The organism is Polaromonas sp. CF318 (genome assembly GCF_000282655.1).
Lineage (GTDB): Bacteria > Pseudomonadota > Gammaproteobacteria > Burkholderiales > Burkholderiaceae_C > Polaromonas.
Map to the genome: position 1 here is coordinate 61,598 of NZ_AKIV01000039.1, position 18,078 is coordinate 79,675.

Annotated in this window: 19 protein-coding genes; 7 read left to right on the forward strand and 12 right to left on the reverse strand. The window is 64.5% G+C overall.

Translation table 11 applies throughout. The features are described 5' to 3' along the window. Positions 1-21 precede the first annotated feature (21 nt). Together PMI15_RS05080 and PMI15_RS05085 are read right to left on the reverse strand one after the other, a co-directional pair. Entirely contained in the window at positions 22-327 is a 306-nt protein-coding gene (locus PMI15_RS05080; RefSeq protein ID WP_007864673.1) for an NIPSNAP family protein, read from the reverse strand. A 13-nt stretch (positions 328-340) separates the two neighbouring features. Further along, the gene (locus PMI15_RS05085; protein WP_007864675.1) at positions 341-1,024 is read right to left on the reverse strand and encodes a glutathione S-transferase family protein; all 684 of its coding nucleotides are present in this window, start codon (positions 1,022-1,024) and stop codon (positions 341-343) included. A gap of 470 nt (positions 1,025-1,494) precedes the next feature. Between PMI15_RS05085 and PMI15_RS05090 the strand changes: the two genes are divergently transcribed. Continuing rightward, positions 1,495-2,238 (forward strand): class I SAM-dependent methyltransferase, encoded by a 744-nt coding sequence (locus tag PMI15_RS05090; RefSeq protein ID WP_202948882.1) that lies wholly within the window; start codon positions 1,495-1,497, stop codon positions 2,236-2,238. Positions 2,239-2,286: 48 nt separating this feature from the next. Here PMI15_RS05090 and PMI15_RS05095 read toward each other — a convergent pair whose 3' ends face one another. Next, positions 2,287-3,243 (reverse strand): complex I NDUFA9 subunit family protein, encoded by a 957-nt coding sequence (locus PMI15_RS05095; RefSeq protein WP_007864679.1) that lies wholly within the window; start codon positions 3,241-3,243, stop codon positions 2,287-2,289. A gap of 91 nt (positions 3,244-3,334) precedes the next feature. On the opposite strand from PMI15_RS05095, the gene PMI15_RS05100 reads away from it, so the two are divergent. Next, the gene (locus PMI15_RS05100; RefSeq protein WP_007864681.1) at positions 3,335-3,778 is read left to right on the forward strand and encodes a hemerythrin domain-containing protein; all 444 of its coding nucleotides are present in this window, start codon (positions 3,335-3,337) and stop codon (positions 3,776-3,778) included. A gap of 26 nt (positions 3,779-3,804) precedes the next feature. Here the strand turns inward: PMI15_RS05100 and PMI15_RS05105 are convergent, their stop codons facing one another. From PMI15_RS05105 to PMI15_RS05140, 8 genes are all read right to left on the reverse strand, one after another. Further along, positions 3,805-4,353: an MgtC/SapB family protein gene (locus PMI15_RS05105; RefSeq protein WP_007864683.1), complete on the reverse strand. Its 549-nt coding sequence runs from the start codon at positions 4,351-4,353 to the stop codon at positions 3,805-3,807. A gap of 95 nt (positions 4,354-4,448) precedes the next feature. After that, on the reverse strand, positions 4,449-5,033 hold the full coding sequence (locus tag PMI15_RS05110) for a YdeI family protein (RefSeq protein ID WP_238541075.1): 585 nt from the start codon (positions 5,031-5,033) through the stop codon (positions 4,449-4,451). A gap of 66 nt (positions 5,034-5,099) precedes the next feature. Continuing rightward, positions 5,100-6,275, reverse strand: coding sequence for an ABC transporter substrate-binding protein (locus PMI15_RS05115; protein WP_007864685.1), 1,176 nt, complete (start codon positions 6,273-6,275; stop codon positions 5,100-5,102). A gap of 36 nt (positions 6,276-6,311) precedes the next feature. Beyond that, positions 6,312-8,165, reverse strand: a complete 1,854-nt coding sequence (locus PMI15_RS05120) for a long-chain fatty acid--CoA ligase (RefSeq protein WP_007864686.1) — start codon at positions 8,163-8,165, stop codon at positions 6,312-6,314. A 127-nt stretch (positions 8,166-8,292) separates the two neighbouring features. Then, complete coding sequence (locus PMI15_RS05125; RefSeq protein ID WP_007864687.1) at positions 8,293-9,090, reverse strand: ABC transporter ATP-binding protein; 798 nt, start codon at positions 9,088-9,090, stop codon at positions 8,293-8,295. Continuing rightward, positions 9,087-9,884 carry an ABC transporter ATP-binding protein gene (locus PMI15_RS05130; protein ID WP_007864688.1) on the reverse strand — a complete coding sequence of 266 codons (798 nt, stop codon included), beginning with the start codon at positions 9,882-9,884 and terminating at the stop codon, positions 9,087-9,089. Before PMI15_RS05130 ends, PMI15_RS05125 begins: the two co-directional genes overlap by 4 nt. After that, on the reverse strand, positions 9,881-10,957 hold the full coding sequence (locus tag PMI15_RS05135) for a branched-chain amino acid ABC transporter permease (RefSeq protein ID WP_007864689.1): 1,077 nt from the start codon (positions 10,955-10,957) through the stop codon (positions 9,881-9,883). Before PMI15_RS05135 ends, PMI15_RS05130 begins: the two co-directional genes overlap by 4 nt. Positions 10,958-10,962: 5 nt before the next feature. Continuing rightward, on the reverse strand, positions 10,963-11,838 hold the full coding sequence (locus PMI15_RS05140) for a branched-chain amino acid ABC transporter permease (RefSeq protein WP_007864690.1): 876 nt from the start codon (positions 11,836-11,838) through the stop codon (positions 10,963-10,965). Positions 11,839-11,946: 108 nt separating this feature from the next. Between PMI15_RS05140 and PMI15_RS05145 the strand changes: the two genes are divergently transcribed. Genes PMI15_RS05145 through PMI15_RS05155 form a run of 3 tightly spaced genes read left to right on the forward strand, consistent with a single transcriptional unit; the run spans position 11,947 to position 14,497 of the window. Beyond that, positions 11,947-13,332, forward strand: coding sequence for an acyclic terpene utilization AtuA family protein (locus PMI15_RS05145; protein ID WP_007864691.1), 1,386 nt, complete (start codon positions 11,947-11,949; stop codon positions 13,330-13,332). Next, complete coding sequence (locus PMI15_RS05150; protein WP_007864695.1) at positions 13,329-13,703, forward strand: hypothetical protein; 375 nt, start codon at positions 13,329-13,331, stop codon at positions 13,701-13,703. The genes PMI15_RS05145 and PMI15_RS05150 overlap by 4 nt, the downstream gene beginning before the upstream one ends. Next, positions 13,700-14,497 carry a crotonase/enoyl-CoA hydratase family protein gene (locus PMI15_RS05155; RefSeq protein WP_007864697.1) on the forward strand — a complete coding sequence of 266 codons (798 nt, stop codon included), beginning with the start codon at positions 13,700-13,702 and terminating at the stop codon, positions 14,495-14,497. Before PMI15_RS05150 ends, PMI15_RS05155 begins: the two co-directional genes overlap by 4 nt. On the opposite strand, the gene PMI15_RS05160 is transcribed toward PMI15_RS05155, so the two are convergent. Further along, entirely contained in the window at positions 14,494-14,931 is a 438-nt protein-coding gene (locus PMI15_RS05160; protein WP_007864700.1) for an acyl-CoA thioesterase, read from the reverse strand. The two genes, PMI15_RS05155 and PMI15_RS05160, sit on opposite strands and share 4 nt — an antisense overlap. Before the next feature lie 54 nt (positions 14,932-14,985). Between PMI15_RS05160 and PMI15_RS05165 the strand changes: the two genes are divergently transcribed. Further along, positions 14,986-16,830 carry an ABC transporter ATP-binding protein/permease gene (locus PMI15_RS05165; RefSeq protein WP_007864702.1) on the forward strand — a complete coding sequence of 615 codons (1,845 nt, stop codon included), beginning with the start codon at positions 14,986-14,988 and terminating at the stop codon, positions 16,828-16,830. 278 nt (positions 16,831-17,108) lie between these two features. Further along, positions 17,109-18,071 carry a LysR substrate-binding domain-containing protein gene (locus PMI15_RS05170; RefSeq protein ID WP_007864706.1) on the forward strand — a complete coding sequence of 321 codons (963 nt, stop codon included), beginning with the start codon at positions 17,109-17,111 and terminating at the stop codon, positions 18,069-18,071. The last annotated feature ends 7 nt before the right edge of the window (positions 18,072-18,078 follow it).

Genomic DNA, 18,078 nt, shown 5'->3' on the forward strand with positions numbered 1-18,078 from the left:
CGCGCTACCGGTATCCGGCAGTCAGGAGAACACCGGCCGGAAGAAGCTGCGCTCGTAACTGATGATGCAGCCTGTGGTTTCGGCGTACTTGAAGGCCGCCAGGCACTCCTGGTCCGCAAACGAACGCTGGCGGTAGCTCTCGTACGCCGCCAGGCTGTCGAAGGTGAACAGGGCCAGCGCGATGTTGTTGGCACCCTCGCTGGGCATGAAGTAGCCGTGGTGCTTGCCGCCGAATTTTTCGACCAATGGAATCCACAGCTTGCCGTAGTGCTCGAACTCCTTGAGTTTTGCGGTGTTGAGCACGTAGCGCAGGTAAATCGTGACCATGGGTGCTCCTGCTTCAGCGTTTCACGCGGTAAGGCTCTTCAAACTCGCGGAAGTCGTTTTCGGCGAGTGCGTCGTCTATCCAGGCCTTGACGCCGGGCAGGGCGCTGACACGCTGGATGTAGGCGCTGATTTCCGCGGGAACGGGCAGGGCGTAGCGGCTCAGGCGCATGCAGACAGGCGCGAAGAAGGCATCGGCAATGCTGAATTCGCCAAACAGCATGGGGCCTTTGTATTGCGCGAGCAGCTCGATCCACATGTCGACGATGCGCTGAACGTCGGCGCGCACGGCCGATTTGTCGCGCCAGATCAGCTGACCCATATCGGACAGGTCGGCCTCGATGTTCATGGGGCAGGCCGAACGCAGGGCGCCGAAGCCGCTGTGCATCTCGGCGCAGATGCTGCGCGCGCGGGCGCGGGCCTTCACATCCTGCGGCCAGAGTTTTTTGTCGGGAAAGCGCTCGGCCAGGTATTCAGCAATGGCCAGTGTGTCCCAGACCACAAAACCATCGTCATCCAGCGCCGGTACCCGGCCGGTCGGGTTTACGCCACCAATTTTTTCCTTGAAGCTCGAATTGGCATCGAAGGAGTCAAAGCGCAGCTTGACCTCTTCAAAAGGAATGCCGGCCTGCTTGAGCAGCACCCAGGGGCGCATGGACCAGGAGGAATAATTTTTGTTGCCGATGTAGAGCTTGAGCATGGGAACCCCGTCTGCTGGTGGTGAAGAAAGAAATCAAAGTGAAACGACTTGCGATGCTACCGCCGAGCCGGCGCGCCATTGATGCAAAAAAACCGAAAAATTGATGCCACACAACCTCACCCCCGTCCAGGCTCACTGCGTGTAGTCTGTTCCCCCCTCGAGGGGGCGGCGCCTGCGGTCTGGCGAAGCCAGTCCCGCGGCCCCTGCTGGGATGGCACTGGGTGCGGCAGCTGATGCCGGGGAAAAGGCTTTTGGCGGGCGAAATCACGCTACAGTAAGCGCACCGTCAACACCGTCGGCAGCCTGCTGCGCCGGTAAAAAAATGAGGTTGAACCATGATTCTGGGTGATGTATTGCGTGCGCTGCTGGGTGGCTTGTTTCGGGGCCGCCCTCGGGGCGCATCCTCGAAGCCGGCCGTTTCGGGTGCGCCTGCCTTTCTTCCCAAGCTTTCGGCACCTGAGAAAAGCAAGGTGCCCAGCTTCTTTTTCCCCGTGTTCTGGGGGACGACGGACGACAAGGCGGTGACCGAGAGCATGAAGTCGGTGACCCAAAAGCTGGAGGGCGGCTATTACTTCGCCGACAACCTGCTGACCTGGGTGCGCAACCTGTCCATGTTCGATGACGGCCCGTTTCTGGAGGCCTGGAAGGACAACGTCGAGAGCGACTCCGACAAAGCCATCGTATGGCGGCGCTACGTGCTGGCCTGCGCGGCCTACCACTGCGTGCAGCTGGAAGGGGATTTCGTCGAGTGCGGCGCCTACACCGGGGTGGGTGTCAAAACGATCGTCGACTACCTCGGGGGGCCCGCGTTTCCAAAGACCTTCTGGTGCTATGACCTCTTTGAACACGATGTCGGCATGGCCAACCATGCCATGCCGGAGCATGGCGAAGGCTTGTATGCGCGGGTCTGCGAGAAGTTCATGCCCTATCCCCAGGTCCAGGTCATGAGAGGGAAAATCCCCGAAGTGTTTGCAAGCGGCTGCCCGGAGCGCATCGCCTACCTGCACATCGACCTGAACCAGGCGCCCGCCGAGATCGCGGCCCTGGAACACCTGTTTGACCGCATGGTTCCGGGCGGCATCCTGATCCTCGACGACTACGAATGGGCCGGCGCCTACCGCGGGCAGAAGATCGCCGAGGATGCCTGGTTCGATGCGCGGCAGTACCGCGTGATGCCGCTTCCCACGGGGCAGGGGCTGGTCATCAAACGCTAGTCGACGCGGCAGGCACTTCGTCGCCGCGGGTGTCGTTCCGGGAACTGCTTAAAACCGGCCCGCCGTCTTGCGTTTGGCCGTCAGCCCGCTGCGCAGGCCCTGCGCGCCCAGGTAGGACGGCCCGATGGCGTCCAGCGACGCCGGGTGTATGCCCAGTGCCTGCAGGCCGGGCAGCTTGCCGGTGGCCACGTTGTCGCTGGCCATGGCATCGAGGTTGTCTCGGCTCAGGATGGGTTCGCCGGGGGCCAGTTCCATGAGGCCGGCCTGCAGGCGGGCCAGCGGCGCGGGTAGCGCGATCACGGGCCGGCCCTTGCCGCCGTTGACGCCGGCGTAGCGGCCCGCCAGCTTCACGAGCTGCCGCAGCGTGAACACCTCGGGCCCGCAGATTTCGTAAATCTGCCCCACGGTGTCGGCATCCCGCAGGCAGTGCACGATGGCGTCAGCCACGTCCTCCACCCAGACGGGCTGGAAGCGCGCATCGGCGGCAGCCAGCGGAATCACCGGGAATATCTGCTGCAGCCGTGCGAAGGTGTTGAGGAATTTATCTTCGGCGCCGAAGATCACGCTGGGCCGCAACACGGTCACGTCCAGGCCGGTGCTCAGCATCACGGCCTCGCCGCGCGCCTTGCTGCGCTGGTACATGGACGGCGAGCCGGGCGAAGCGCCCAGCGCGCTGATGTGGACGATGCGCCTGAGGCCGCTGGCCTCGCAGGCACGGGCCAGTTCCAGCGGCAGCTGCACATGCGCCTTGTCGAAGGCGGCCTGCGAGCCGTGCAGGATGGCGACCAGGTTGACAACGGCATCGTGGCCGGCCAGCAGCGGCGCCAGCGAACTGCTGTCGTGGGCGTCGGCCTCGACCACGTCGACCAGCGGCAGCATCTGCAGGTGGCGCGCGTTGGCCTGCCGGCGCGTGACCACGGTGACGCGGCATTGCAGCCGCGCCAGCTTTTCACACACATGGCGTCCGACAAAGCCGGTGCCGCCCAGAAGAAGGATTTTGTTCATAGGCCCCTAATTTAGCGCTTTTGCCCTGCCTTGCGCTGGAATCCGGTCTTGGCCTACACGCCGGGGACGCCTGGCTTCGCATACTTTGCGGATGAATATCTTTGAAGCACTGCGAATCAGCCACGACACCCAGCGTGCCCTGGCCGACCATTTGGTGAAGACGCAAGGCGACAGCCCGGACCGGGATTCCCTGTTCAAGGAGCTCAAGCGCGAACTGGCGGCGCATGCGGCGGCCGAGGAGCGGTTTTTTTATGTCCCGCTGATCGCGCACGACATGACGCAGGAGCCCTCACGGCACGGCATCGCGGAACACCACCAGATGGACAAGCTGGTCGAAACGCTGGAAAACACCGACTTCAGCTCGCCGGCCTGGCTGGCCGCGGCCAGGGAGCTGCACCACAAGATCCACCATCATCTCGAGGATGAGGAGCAGGGCATCTTCCAGCTCGCGGGCAAGGTGCTCAGCGAGGCCGAGAAGCTGTCGCTGGCCAAGGGCTACGAAGGCGAGTTCGTCTCGCAGCGCACCAAGGACTGAACCGCCACGGTTCGCCTCGGCGGGGCTTACGAGCCGTCCCCGCGGGTATCGCGGTCAGGCTTGAGCAGTGGCTCGGGCTTTTCCAGCAGCCGCACCAGCCGGGGAACCAGCGCCAGGATTCCCAGCGCCAGCAGGGTGCTGAGCACGGCGGTCGCCTCGCGCCCCATGCCGGCCGCCACGCCTATGGCCGCGGTGAGCCAGATACCGGCGGCCGTCGTGAGGCCTTTAACCTGTTCCTCATCGCTATGGCCTTTGACATGGCCCTTCAGGATGGTGCCCGCGCCCAGAAAACCTATGCCGGCGACGACGCCCTGGACCACACGGCTCAGGTCGGCGCTGAGCATGCCGGACTGCTGCGACACCAGCACGAACAGCGCGGCGCCCATGGCCACCAGCATGTGGGTACGCACGCCGGCCGCCTTGCCTTTCTGCTCACGCTCTATGCCCAGCAGGCCGCCCAGCAAGGCCGCCAGCACCAGGCGCACCATGACACGCGTGGCCTGTTCGGCGTCGGGCAGGTCCGAAAACTCCGAGGCGATGGTTTCGCCGATCTGCTGCCACCAGCTGGACGCCATGCGGACTCCTTGTCACTTGTTCATTGTGTGGATGGGCTTGTCCAGTCCAATGTACCTTCTCCACTCCGGAACGTCAGCAGAAGCCCTGCCCGTTTTCAGGGATGAATTTTTTCCCCGCGCTGCAGCATGGCGAAAAACTGTGCGAGCCGGCGTTCGCGCGTCTCGGCTTTTTTGGCCGTCTGCAGCCTGAACAGGATGGCGAAGCGGTTGCGCGAGTCCAGGGATTCAAAAAAAGCCTTGGCCTTGGGCTTTTTCGCCAGCAGGGCCGCCAGGTCCTCGGGCACGGTGATCTTGCTCTGCGCGTCGTAGGCCGCATCCCAGCGGCCGTCGGCCTTGGCGCGTTCGACTTCGGCCAGGCCCGCGGGCTGCATGCGGCCCGACGCGATCAGCGCCAGGGCCTTGTCGCAGTTGATCTTGGACCAGGTGCTGCGTGCGCGGCGGGGCGTGAATTTCTGCAGGAAGAACTGGGCGTCCATCGCGTTGCGCTGGCCGTCTATCCAGCCCTGGCAGAGCGCGGCCTCCAGGGCTTCGGCATGCGTGGTGGAAGCGATGCCCGAATCCTTTTTGGCGATCTGCAGCCAGATGCCGGGACTGCTGGCATGGTGCCTGGCCAGCCAGGCCTCCCAGCTCTTCGTGGTTTTGCAATGAAGGGTCGCGAGGGTGTCGGGTGAGGCGGGCATGCGGCATTGTGCCCGGCCCATGAAAAAACCGCCCGAAGGCGGTTTGTCGGTGAGGGGCCGAGGCGCTCAGTGCGTGATGTAGTCCGACACCACTTTCCAGCGCCCATCCTGCAGCAGGGACAGGCGCGACTGGTTGTTGCCCAGGCGTTTTTGCGGCCCGAACTTGCCTTCGGCGCTGCCGAAGATGTCGGCCGGGATCACCATGGTGTCCATGGCCTTGATGAAGCTGTCGGTGCTCAGGTTGGCGCCGGCTTTTTGCGAGGCGCGGATAAAGCTGTCAACCACCGTATAGCCGTAGACCGAGAACACCGTGGGGTCTTCATTGAAGGCGGTCTTGTATTTGTTGGCCCAGAAGCGGATGGGCTGCGAGGCCTCGTCCAGGTAGGGGTTTTGCACCGTCATGGTGGCGTAGAGCCCGTCCATGGCCTTGCCGCCCAGCTTGTGGATCAGGTCGGTGTAGGCGGCGCTGGAGCCCAGGAAGACCGGGTTGTAGCCCAGCTTGCGCGCCGTGCCTATGCCGCCTATGGTTTCGCGGATGATGGTGCCCAGCACCACCAGGTCGCACTCGGAGGCCTTGAGCTTGGCGACCTGCGACGAAAAATCGGTGGCGCCGCGCTTGAAGGAGGTTTTCTCGACCATGGTCATGCCCAGGGTCTTGAGGCCGTCGTCGGCGCCGCGCTGCACTTCCAGGCCGAACTCGTCGTCCTGGTACATGGAGCAGACCTTTTTGGCGTTCTTTTCCTTGACCAGCTTGGGCACGGCGGCCTTCATCTGGTCGTAGTAGGTGGCGGCAAACGAGTACTTGAGCTTGTGGAAGGGTTCGTACATCTCACGGGCGGCCGTCACCGGGAAGAAGTTGATGACGTTTTTCTCGAACTGCACCGGCATGGCCGCCAGGTTCTGCGCCGTGCCCAAATGGCCCACCATGGCGAAAATCTTGTCCTGGTTCACCAGCTTTTGCGCCGCCAGCACCGCCTTCTTGGGGTCGTAGCCCGAGTCCTCGACGATGAGCTTGACCTTGCGGCCGTTGATACCACCCTGCTCGTTGAGCTCGTCCACGCGCAAGGTCATGCCGTTGCGTATCTGCTTGCCGAAGCCTGCCAGCGGCCCTGACAGGTCCTGGATGGAGCCCAGCGTGATTTCGGCCTTGCTGACGCCCTGGCTTTGCGCCTGCGCCGGCGCGGCCGACAGGGCGGCGGCACAGGCCAGCGCGGAAAGTACGGCGGTTGATCTCAGTTTCATGGTTTGTCTCCTTAAAGGTTTTTTATCCACTCGTGCTCAGTACATGGCCTCGATGTGCGGGGCGTATTTTTGTTCTACGAGCTTGCGCTTGAGCTTCATGGTCGGCGTGAGTTCTTCGTCCTCCGCCGTGAGCTGCGTGTCGAGCAGGAAAAATTTCTTGATCTGCTCGACCCGCGCAAACTTCCTGTTGACCCGGTCGATTTCCGACTGGATCAATTCTTGCACTTCAAGCGCCCGCGTCAAGCTGGCGTAATTACTGAAGGGTATGTCCGCATCCTGGGCGAATTTCTCGACGTTTTCCTGGTCGATCATGATGATGCAGGTGAGGTAAGGCCGCTTGTCGCCTATGACCACGGCATCTGTAACATAGGGCGAGAACTTGAGTTCGTTTTCGAGTTCGCTGGGCGTCACGTTCTTGCCGCCGGCCGTGATGATGATGTCCTTCATGCGGTCGGTGATCCTGAAATAGCCGTCCTCGTCCACCACGCCGACGTCGCCGGTGTGCAGCCAGCCGTCCGCATCCAGCGTTTCGGCGGTTTTTTCAGGCTGGTTCAGGTAGCCCATGAAGATATTGGCGCCGCGCACCAGGATCTCGCCGCTGGCCGGGTCCAGGCGCATCTCGTTGTAGCCGGCCGCCGGGCCAATGGAGCCGGGCTTCATGCGGCTGGCCGGCACGCCGCTGGCCGCGCCGCAGGTTTCCGTCATGCCCCAGACCTCCAGCATGGGCACGCCCAAGGCCATGTACCACTTGACCAGGTCGGGCGAAATCGGCGCCGCGCCCGTCACGCAAAAGCGCGCACGGTGTATGCCGATCAGCTTGCGCGTGTTGTTGAGCGCCAGCCAGCGCGCCAGCGTGAACTGCAGCTTGAGCCCGGTGCCCACCGGCCGGCCGGCCAGCACGGTGTCGGTGATGCGCATGCCCACGCCTATGCTCCAGGCGTAAGCTGCCTGCTGCAGCCAGCTGGCTTCCTTGAGCGCGATCATCACGCCGGAATAAAACTTTTCCCACACGCGCGGCACGGCGGTGAACACCGTGGGCGCGATCTCGCGCACGTTCTCGGGAATGGTCTCGGGGTTCTCGACGAAATTGAGTTTGGCGCCCGCATACAGCGAAAAATACTCGCCGCCCATGCGCTCGGCGATGTGGCATAGCGGCAGAAAGCACATGCGCTCGTCGTCCTCGTCCTGCGCCACCAGCGTGTTGTAGCCGCGCGCGGTGAACACCAGGCCGCGCTGGCTGTGCATGGCGCCCTTGGGCTTGCCGGTGGTGCCCGAGGTGTAGACCAGGATGGCGAGGTCCTCGGGCTGGCACTCGTCGGCGCGTTCTTCCACCGCGTCGGGGTGTTCTGCCAGGTAGGCGCGGCCCAGCGCGCGCAGCGCGTCCAGGCTCATCACGCCCGGGTCGTCCAGCTCGCGCAGGCCTTCCATGTCGAACACGATCACCTGGCGCAGCAGCGGCAGTTGCGGCCTCACTTCAAGTGCCTTGTCGAGCTGTTCGTCGTCTTCGACAAACAGCAGCGTGCTGCGCGAGTCCTCGCACAGGTAATGCACCTGGGAAGCCGCATCGGTCGGGTAGATGCCGCTGCAGACGCCGCCGCAGCTCAGCACGGCCAGGTCGGCCAGCACCCATTCGATGACGGTGTTTGAGAGGATAGAGGCGCATTCGCCGCGCGCAAAGCCCAGGCTCAGCAGGCCGGCCGCGATCTCGCGCACCGCGTCGCCGGTTTGTGCCCAACTCCAGCTGCGCCAGATACCCAGCTTTTTCTGCCGCATCCAGGTCTTGGCGCCGCGCTGCGCCACCGCGTTCCAGAACACGGCGGGAATGGTCTCGCCTGGCATGACGACGTCATATTCAGGCTGAATGTGGCCCAAGTTCCAAAGATTACTCATTCAGAGCTCCAATGCCACGACCCAACCGAGCCAACGCAAGGACGCCGCGGAACCGGCTTTGCCGGGCCGCTAGCGTCGTCCCCCAGTGGGGGGAGGCGGCCGAAGGCCGCTAGGGGGGGCGTCTTAATCATCTCCAGGTCTTTTTCTTCTTCCAGCGCCGCTCGCCGCGCACGCCGTCTTCTTTCATGCCGAGGTAGAACTCCTTGATGTCGTCCTTCTCGCGCAGGCGGGCGCAGGTGTCCTCCATCACGATGCGGCCGTTTTCGAGCACATAGCCGTAGTCGGAGGCGTTGAGCGCCATGTTGGCGTTCTGCTCGACCAGCAGGATGGTGGTGCCGCGCTCGCGGTTGATGCGCACCACGATCTCGAAGATCTCCCTGGTGAGCTTGGGCGACAGGCCCAGGCTGGGCTCGTCGAGCAATATCAGATCGGGCGAGGCCATGAGCGCGCGCGAGATCGCCAGCATCTGCTGCTGGCCGCCCGAGAGCAGGCCGGCGTCCTGCAGCGCGCGCTCCCTGAGGATGGGGAAGTAGCCGTAGACCGCCTCCATGTCCAGCGCCACGCCGTCGCGGTCCTTGCGGGTATAGGCGCCCATCAGCAGGTTGTCGCGCACGCTGAGCAGGGGGAACACCTCGCGGCCCTCGGGCACATGGCTCAGGCCCTGCTGCACGATGAAAGCCGGGTCTTGCGCCGTGATGTCCTGGCCCTTGAAGTCGATGGAGCCCTTGCGCGGATCCAGAATGCCCGAGATGGTTTTGAGGATGGTGGACTTGCCCGCACCGTTGGAGCCCAGCACGGTGGCGATCTCGCTGCGCCGCACCTGCAGGCTCACGCCGCGTATGGCCTTGATCGGGCCGTAGGCGCTCTCGACGTTGAGCAGCTTGAGGACCGGCTGGTCGCTGACGGGCGGCGGAACCGCACTCATGCTGTTCTCCTCAGGGAAGACACTTCATCCACCGAACCGAGGTAGGCCTCAATCACGCCGGGGTTGGTCTGCACCTCGCGCGGTGTGCCCACGGCCAGCACCTCGCCCTGGTTCATGGCCAGCACGCGGTCCGACACGCGCGAGACCAGCGTCATGTCATGCTCGACCATCAGCACCGTGATGCCCAGCTCGTGCTGGATATCCTGTATCCAGAAGGCCATGTCGCCGGTTTCCTCCACATTCAGGCCCGATGAGGGCTCGTCGAGCAGCAACAAGCGCGGTTCGGTGCACAGCGCGCGCGCCAGTTCCACGACCTTGCGCACGCCGTAGGGCAGGCCCGCCACCATGGAATCGCGGTGGTGCTGCAGGTCCAGGAAGTCGATCACCTGCTCGGCTTTCTCACGTGCCTGCAGTTCGGCTTCGCGCGCCTTGGTGGTGAAAAAGAGGTCGTGCAGCAGGCCGGTCTGGCGGTGCGTGTGCCGGCCTATCAGCAGGTTGTGCAGCACGGTCGCGTGCTCGAACAGCTCGATGTTCTGGAAGGTGCGGGCGATGCCCAGCGCGGCGATCTTGTGCGGCGGCTGCGCCGTGAGTTTTTCGCCGCGGTATTCGATCTCGCCGCTGGTCGGCGTGTAGATGCGGCTGATCAGGTTGAATACCGTGGTCTTGCCCGCGCCGTTGGGGCCTATCAGCGTGAAGACCTCGCCCTCTTTCACGTCAAAGCTCACCTTGTTGACGGCCAGCACGCCGCCGAAGCGCACGCTGAGGTCTTTGGCTGAAAGAAGAATGTCAGTCATTTGAGTCGATCCGACTTCTGGAAGGATTTCTGCCGCTTGAACAGCCCTTTGCGGTAGAAGGGAAAGAGCTGGAAGTAGGTGCGCACCTTGAGCCAGCGGCCGTAGAGCCCCAGTGGCTCGAACAGCACAAAGGCGATCAGCACGATGCCGTAAACGGCCGCCTGCAGGCCGGGCGCCTGGCCTATGGCGGCGGGCAGCTGGTCCTTGCTGAGGGCGATCACCTGCGGCATGGAGATCAGGAAGATGGCGCCCAGGAAGGCGCCGTGCACCGAGCCCACGCCGCCTATGACGATCATGAGCAGCAGGTCTATGGACTGCAGGATGTTGAACTGGTCGGGCGAGATGAATTGCAGCTTGTGCGCATACAGGGCGCCGGCAATGCCGGCCAGCGCCGCCGACAGCGCGAAGGACAAGGTCTTGTAGCGCGCCAGGTGTATGCCCATGCTTTGCGCCGAGATTTCGGAATCGCGTATGGCCACAAAAGCCCGGCCCGTGGGTGAGCGCAGCAGGTTGAGGATGGCCAGCGTGGCGGCCACGGTGATGAAGAGGCAGAGGAAATAAAAGGACTCACCGCTGGCGAGCTTCCAGCCGAACATGTCGGGCACCTTGATGTGGATGCCGGCATTGCCGCCGGTCACGCTTTCCCAGCGCGCGAACACCTCTTCGACGATAAAACCGAAGGACAGCGTGGCCATGCCCAGGTAGATGCCCTTGACGCGCAGCGCCGGCAGGCCCACGACCAGGCCCACGGCGGCCGAGAGCCCGGCTGCGCAGGCCAGCGCGATGGGAAAGGGCAGGCCCGCGTTCGTCAGCACGGCCTGGGTATAGGCGCCTACGCCCAGAAAGGCCGCGTGGCCCAGCGAGAACAGGCCGGTAAAACCCGCCAGCAGCATCAGGCCCAGGCCGGCAATCGCGTAAATCATCACAAAGGTCAGCTGCGCGAGCCAGTACTCGGCGACCAGCCAGGGCGCGGCCAGCAGCGCCAGCATGAGCGTGCCGTACCAGAACACATGGCCAGAGTGTTTGGCGAGTTTGAGGTCCTGCGCGTAATCGGTCTTAAAAATGAAACGCATGACGGTTAGACCTTCTTCCGGAGCTTCTCGCCGAACAGGCCGCTGGGCTTGACCATCAGCATGATGAGCACCACCACATAAGCGGCGATGTCCTTGAAGCCATCGGGCAGGTAAAAGCCCGAGAACGATTCGACAAGGCCTATGACCAGGCCGCCGACGATGGCGCCCGGCAGGCTGCCGAAGCCGCCGACCACCGCGGCCGGGAAGGCCTTGAGCCCGATAAAACCCATATTGGCGTGCACAAAGGTAATGGGCGCCAGCAGCAGGCCGGCAATCGCCGCCACGGCGGAAGCCAGGCCCCAGACCAGGCCGTTGAGCCGCTTGACGGGAATGCCCATGTAGTAGGCGGCCAGCTGGTTTTGCGACGAGGCCTGCATGGCGATGCCCAGCTTGCTGTACTTGAAGAGGGTGAACAGTGCCAGGCAGAGCACCGCCGTGCTGCCGATGATGGCGACCTGCTCGACGTTGATGACCAGTGCGCCGGCCGTCCAGATCTGGTCCTTGTAAGGCACGGGCAGCACATAGGTTTCGGTGCCAATGCCGGGGATCATGGTGATCAGGCCGCGCGCCGTGTAGCCAACGCCTATGGTCAGCATGACGATGGAAAAAGCGGGCTGGCCGAGGATGGGGCGTATCACGAGGCGCTCCAGCAGCATGCCGAACAGCGCCATGCCGGCAATCGCACTGAGCACGGCGAGCCAGAAGGGAAAGCCTAGCAAGCTCATGCAGGCCAGGCCGGCGAAGGCGCCCAGCATCATCAGCTCGCCCTGCGCAAAACTGACCGTCTCGGTGGCCTTGTAGATGAGTACAAAGCCCAGCGCGATCAGCCCATAGATGCAGCCTTGGGCGATACCGCTGATGAGCAGCTGCAGGAATTGCACGTAGCAGTCTCCCCTGTGATGAGACTTGGTTATAGCTGTCGCGTACAGGTCTGTCGCTAGGGGTTGTTCCGAATAGGTGTCGCATTGGCGATCAAGCCAAATGAAGCCATGCAAGCAAATGTGCGAATCGGCGCGGGCCTGGGTTTTTACGGCGACGCGTGGGAACCCGTGGCCGCGAGCATAGAGCGCGGCGGCGTGCATTACATCGCCAGCGACCATCTCGCGGAGCTGACGCTGGCCATCCTGCAGAAAGACCGGCAGCGCGATGCGGCGCTGGGCTATGCGCGCGACGTGGTCCCCATGCTGATGAGGCTGTGGCCCTTGATGCAGGCGCGCGGCGTCAAATTCATCTGCAATGCCGGCGGCCTGAATCCGGCCGGCGCTGCGGCCGCCTTGCGTGCGGCTTTCGCGGCCAAAGGCTGGAAGGCGCGCATCGCGGTTGTCACGGGCGATGAAGTCCTGTCGCGGCTGGCAGCGCTGGCACCGCCACATATGTTCAATGCGCAGCCTTTCGAGTCCGTGCGCGAGCGCATGGTATTTGCCAATGCATATTTGGGCGCGCGGCCCATCGTGTCGGCGCTGCAGCAGGGTGCCGACATCGTGGTCACCGGCCGCGTGGCCGACGCGGCGTTGTTTCTCGCGCCGCTGGTGCATGAATTCGGCTGGAAGCTTGAAGACGCCGCCACGCCGCTCGAGCTGGACCGGCTGGCCCAGGGCCTGGCGGTCGGGCATTTGCTCGAATGCTCGGGCCAAGGCAGCGGCGGCAACTTCGGCAGCCAGGGCGCATGGAAGGCGATTCCGGACCTGGCCCACATCGGCTACCCGATCGCCGAGGTCGGCGAGGACGGCACGGCCTTGATCACCAAGGCCCCGGGCACGGGCGGGCGCATCAACTTCGACACCGTGCGCCAGCAGCTGCTCTATGAGGTGCACGACCCGACGCGCTATGTCTCGCCCGACGTGGTGCTGGACCTGTCGGCGCTGAAGCTCGAAGACCTGGGTGACGACCGGGTACGCTTGACGGGCGCGCGCGGCCATCCGCGGCCCGCCCAGCTCAAGCTCGTGGGCGGCTTTCGCGACGGCTACAAGGCCGAGGTCACCTGGGGTTTCAGCTGGCCCGATGCGTACGACAAGGCGCAGGCGGCGGTTGCCATGGTGAAGGCCCAACTGGCCGACAGGCGCATGGCGCATGACGAGCTCTTCGTCGAATATCCGGGACTCAACTCCGCCCACGGCCCGCTGGCACCGCTGCCAGTGCCCGAGGCGCTGGCTGAGCTCAACGAGGTCTGGGTGCGCCTGGTGGTGCGTACGCGGGACAAGGCGGTGGCCGACGGTTTCGGCCGGCTGTTTCCGTGGATGGCGTTGAGTGGGCCGGCCTATACCTGCGGCTTTCACGGCCTGAACAACAGCAGCGAGCTGCTGGGCATCTGGCCCGCGCTGCTGGACCGCGAGGCGGTCGAGGCGGAGGTGCGTGTGGAGCTTTTGTCCGCATGAAAACGCAGCTGGTCAAGCTCGCGCATGCACGCAGCGGCGACAAGGCCGACTGGGTGGACTTTGGCCTCTTTGCCTGGAACGAGGCGGGCTACCGCCTGATCGCGCGCGAAGTCACGGCCGAACGTGTGCAGGCACACTTCGCGCCCTGGCTGGCCGGCACGGTGCAGTGCTGGGCCCTGCCCAACATCCTGGCGCTCAAGCTGGTGCTGCAGGGGGCTCTGCAGGGCGGCGGGGCGCGCAACCTGCGCATGGACAACCTCGGCAAGGCCATGGCGGCGGCCCTGCTGCGCATGGAGATCGAGGTCAGCGCCGCCGAATTCGCCGAAGCCTGCGCCGCGCCGCGCGTGGGCTGGTGGCCGGAGGCTCCATGAGCATTCACATATCAAGGGAAGGGCCCGTCACCGTGGTCACGCTGGACCGGCCCGAGGTGCGCAACGCGGTGGATGCCGAAACGGCGCGCGCGCTGCACGAGGCCTTTATCGCCTTTGACGACGACGAGGAGGCGCGCGTGGCGGTGTTCCACGGCGCCCACGGCCATTTCTGCGCGGGCTGGGACCTGCAGGCCGGCGCGCGCCTGGCCGGGCAAGCCGGTGGCGACCAGCTGCTGGGACAACTCGATTTTTCGCCCGGCGACAACAAGCCGCCGGCGCCCATGGGTCCGTCGCGGCTGCTGCTGTCCAAGCCGGTGATTGCCGCCGTCAGCGGCGCGGCGGTGGCCGGCGGCATGGAGCTGGCGCTGTGGTGCGACATGCGCGTGATGGAGGAGGACGCCTGCTTCGGCGTCTATTGCCGCCGCTTCGGCGTGCCGCTGATAGACGGCGGCACGGTGCGCCTGCCGCGCCTGGTCGGCATGGGCCATGCGATGGATTTGATCCTGACCGGGCGCAAGGTGGAGGCGGCCGAGGCCTTGCAAATCGGGCTGGCCAACCGCGTTGTGCCTTCAGGTGGTGCGCGTGAGGCCGCGCTGGCGCTGGCGCAGCAGCTCAGCCGCTTCCCGCAGGCCACGATGCGGGCCGACCGCCTGAGTGCCTACCGGCAGTGGGACTTGCCCCTGGAGGAGGCCTTGCACCAGGAGTGGGAGCACGGCAAGCAGTGCCTGCCGGACGCTTTTGCCGGCGCCGCCCGTTTTGCCGCAGGGCAGGGCAGGCATGGGGAGTTTGACTAGTCCTTGGCGATTTTTCGCGGCTTCCCGAAGTCGTCAATCGCCACATAAGTCAGGCTGGCCTCGGTGACCTTGATGTAGCGGCCCTGGGCCCGGAAGCGCTCGGCATAGACCTCGACCTGCACCGTGATCGAGGTGGTGCCAATGCGGGTGAGACTGGAGAAAAACGACAGGATGTCGCCTACACGCACCGGCTGCTTGAAGATGAACTGGTTGACCGCCACCGTGGCCAGCCGGCCGTCGACATGGCGGGCCGGCACCACGGAGCCGGCCAGGTCGACCTGGGCCATGACCCAGCCGCCGAAGATGTCGCCGTTGGCGTTGCAGTCGGCCGGCATGGGGATGACCTTGAGCACCAGCTCCTTGTCGGTGGGCAACTGGACGTTCAGGGCGTCCTCGGCGTGAATGTCCGTATGGGTGCTTGATTCGGTAGACATAGGCACAATCTGAAAAGTCAAAAGTTATTACAACAACCCTCACGATTGTCCCTCATGCGCTCCCGAGCTTCCGCCGCCGATTCTTCCCTTGCCCTGCCCGCGGCCCCAGCGGCGCCCGGTAAGGTGCCGGCGCCTCAGCGCTCCGACCTGGACACCCTCAAACGCCTTTTTCCCTATCTGTGGGACTACAAATGGCGGGTGCTGGCGGCACTGAGCTTCATGGTGGGCGCCAAGCTGGCCAATGTGGGTGTGCCGCTGCTGCTGAAAAACCTGGTTGATGCCATGAGCTTCAAGCCCGGCGACGTGCAGGCCGTGCTGGTGGTGCCGGTGGCGCTGCTGCTGGCCTATGGCCTGCTGCGCCTGTCGACCACGCTGTTCACCGAATTGCGCGAGCTGGTGTTCGCCAAGGCCACTGAAGGCGCGGCGCGGCGGATCTCGCTGGAGGTGTTCCGCCACTTGCACGCGCTCAGCCTGCGCTTTCACCTGGAGCGGCAGACCGGCGGCATGACGCGCGACATCGAGCGCGGCACGCGCGGCGTGCATTCCCTGATTTCGTACTCGCTCTACAGCATCATCCCGACGCTGATCGAAGTAACGCTGGTACTGAGCCTGCTGGCCGTCAAGTTCGACGTCTGGTTCGCCGCGATCACCGGCATCGCGCTGGTGTTCTATATCTTCTTCACCGTCACGGTGACCGAGTGGCGCACGCAGTTCCGAAAGACCATGAACGAGCTGGACTCGTCGGCCCACAGCCGGGCCATCGACTCGCTGCTCAATTATGAAACCGTCAAGTATTTCAACAACGAGGAGTTCGAGGCCGCCCGCTACGACGAAAACCTGCTGCGCTACCGGCGCGCCGCCATCAAGAGCCAGAACACCCTGAGCCTGCTCAACGCCGGGCAGCAGCTGATCATCGCCATCGGGCTGGTCGCCATGCTGTGGCGCGCCACGCAAGGCGTGGTCGACGGCCGCATGACGCTGGGCGACCTGGTCATGGTCAATGCCTTCATGATCCAGCTCTACATCCCGCTGGGCTTTCTGGGCGTGATCTACCGCGAGATCAAGCAAAGCCTGACCGACCTCGACAAGATGTTCGTGCTGATGGAAAAAGAGCGCGAAATCGCCGACCTGCCGAACGCCCGGCCCATCGCCATCGAGGGTTCGCCGGCGGTGCGCTTCGAGAACGTGAACTTCGCCTACGACCCGGCGCGCCCCATCCTGCACAACGTGAGTTTTGAGATTCCGCCGGGCAAGACCGTGGCGGTAGTGGGCTCCTCGGGCGCCGGCAAGTCCACGCTGGCGCGGCTGCTTTACCGGTTTTACGACGTGCAGCAGGGCCGCATCACCATCGCCGGCCAGGACATCAAGCAGGTCACGCAGTCCAGCGTGCGCCAGGCGATCGGCATCGTGCCGCAGGACACGGTGCTGTTCAACGACACGGTGGAATACAACATCGCCTACGGCAAGCCGGGCGCCACCCACGAAGAGGTCGAGGAGGCCGCGCGCTCGGCCCGCATCCACGGCTTCATCGCCTCCACGCCGCTGGGCTACCAGACCATGGTGGGCGAGCGCGGGCTCAAGCTTTCGGGCGGCGAGAAGCAGCGCGTGGCGATCGCCCGCACCCTGCTGAAAAACCCGCCGGTGGTGATTTTTGACGAGGCCACCTCGGCGCTGGACTCGGCCAACGAGCGCGCCATCCAGACCGAGCTGCGCGCCGCCGCGCAGAACAAGACCACGCTGGTGATCGCGCACCGGCTTTCCACCGTGGTCGACGCGCATGAAATCCTGGTGATGGACGGCGGGCGCATCGTTGAGCGCGGCACGCATGCACAGCTGCTCGAAACCGAAGGCGCTTATGCGCGCATGTGGGCGCTGCAGCAGAGTTCGCCCGAGGCCTGAGCGGTCCGGCGCGAGCGGGTTTGTATTTTTGAGGACATTTCGTGCCGGGTATTTGCGGCGAATGCCGCTCCATCGCCCGGCCATGGGATTCCCCGTAGGCCTAAATGCCTCACGGGCTCGCATAATCGGAGGACCCGGCGGCCGATGTTGACCGCTTGGTTTGCCTTTTGGAGCCTGCATGAGCCTTCACGCCAGTGACTTTGAACGCCCGAGCCCCGTTTTGCCGGCGCGCGCCATGACGACCCGTCCGGGCGCGTCCAACCGCGGTCGCTAGGTCTATGGAAACCAAATGGCTGGAAGATTTCGTCAGTCTGGCTGAAACCCGCAGTTTCAGCCGCTCTGCCCAACTGCGCCACGTCACCCAGCCGGCGTTTTCGCGGCGCATCCAGGCCCTCGAGGCCTGGGCCGGCACCGATCTGGTGGACCGAAGCTCTTATCCCACGCGCCTGACGCCGGCCGGCGAAACCCTGTACAGCCAGTCGCTGGAAATGCTGCAGGGCCTGCAGTCCACCCGCGCCATGCTGCGCGGCCACACCTCGGCCGGGCAGGATGTCATCGAGTTCGCCGTGCCGCACACGCTGGCTTTCACCTTTTTTCCGGCCTGGGTCAGCAGCCTGCGCGAGAAATTCGGCCCCATCAAGAGCCGGCTGATCGCGCTCAATGTGCACGACGCGGTGCTGCGCCTGGTTGAGGGCAGCTGCGACCTGCTGATCGCCTACCACCACGATTCCCAGCCCTTCCAGCTGGATCCGGACCGCTACGAGATGGTGTCGCTGGGCCAGGAAGTGCTGGCGCCCTTTGTGCGGGCCACCGCCTCGGGCGACCCCGAATACAGCCTGCCGGGGCGCGCCGGCCAGCCCCTGCCCTACCTGGGCTATGCGCCCGGCGCCTACCTGGGACGCATGGTGGACATGCTTCTGAAGCAGTCCAGTACGGCCATCCACCTGGACCGCGTCTACGAGACCGACATGGCCGAGGGCCTCAAGGCCATGGCCCTGGAAGGCCACGGCATCGCGTTTTTGCCGCTCAGCGCCGTCAAAAAGGAGCTGCGGGCCAAAAAACTCGTGAGTGCCGGCGGCAACCTCGAGATGACCATGGACGTGCGCGTTTATCGCGAGCGGCCCACCTCCCGGGAATCCGCCAAAAGCCATGCCCAGGCCTTGTGGAGCTACCTGCAGGCGCAAACCAGCAGCCGGGAAAAAGCCGCGTCGCGCGGGGGCGCCGGCCCGGCCGCGCGATAACGATGGA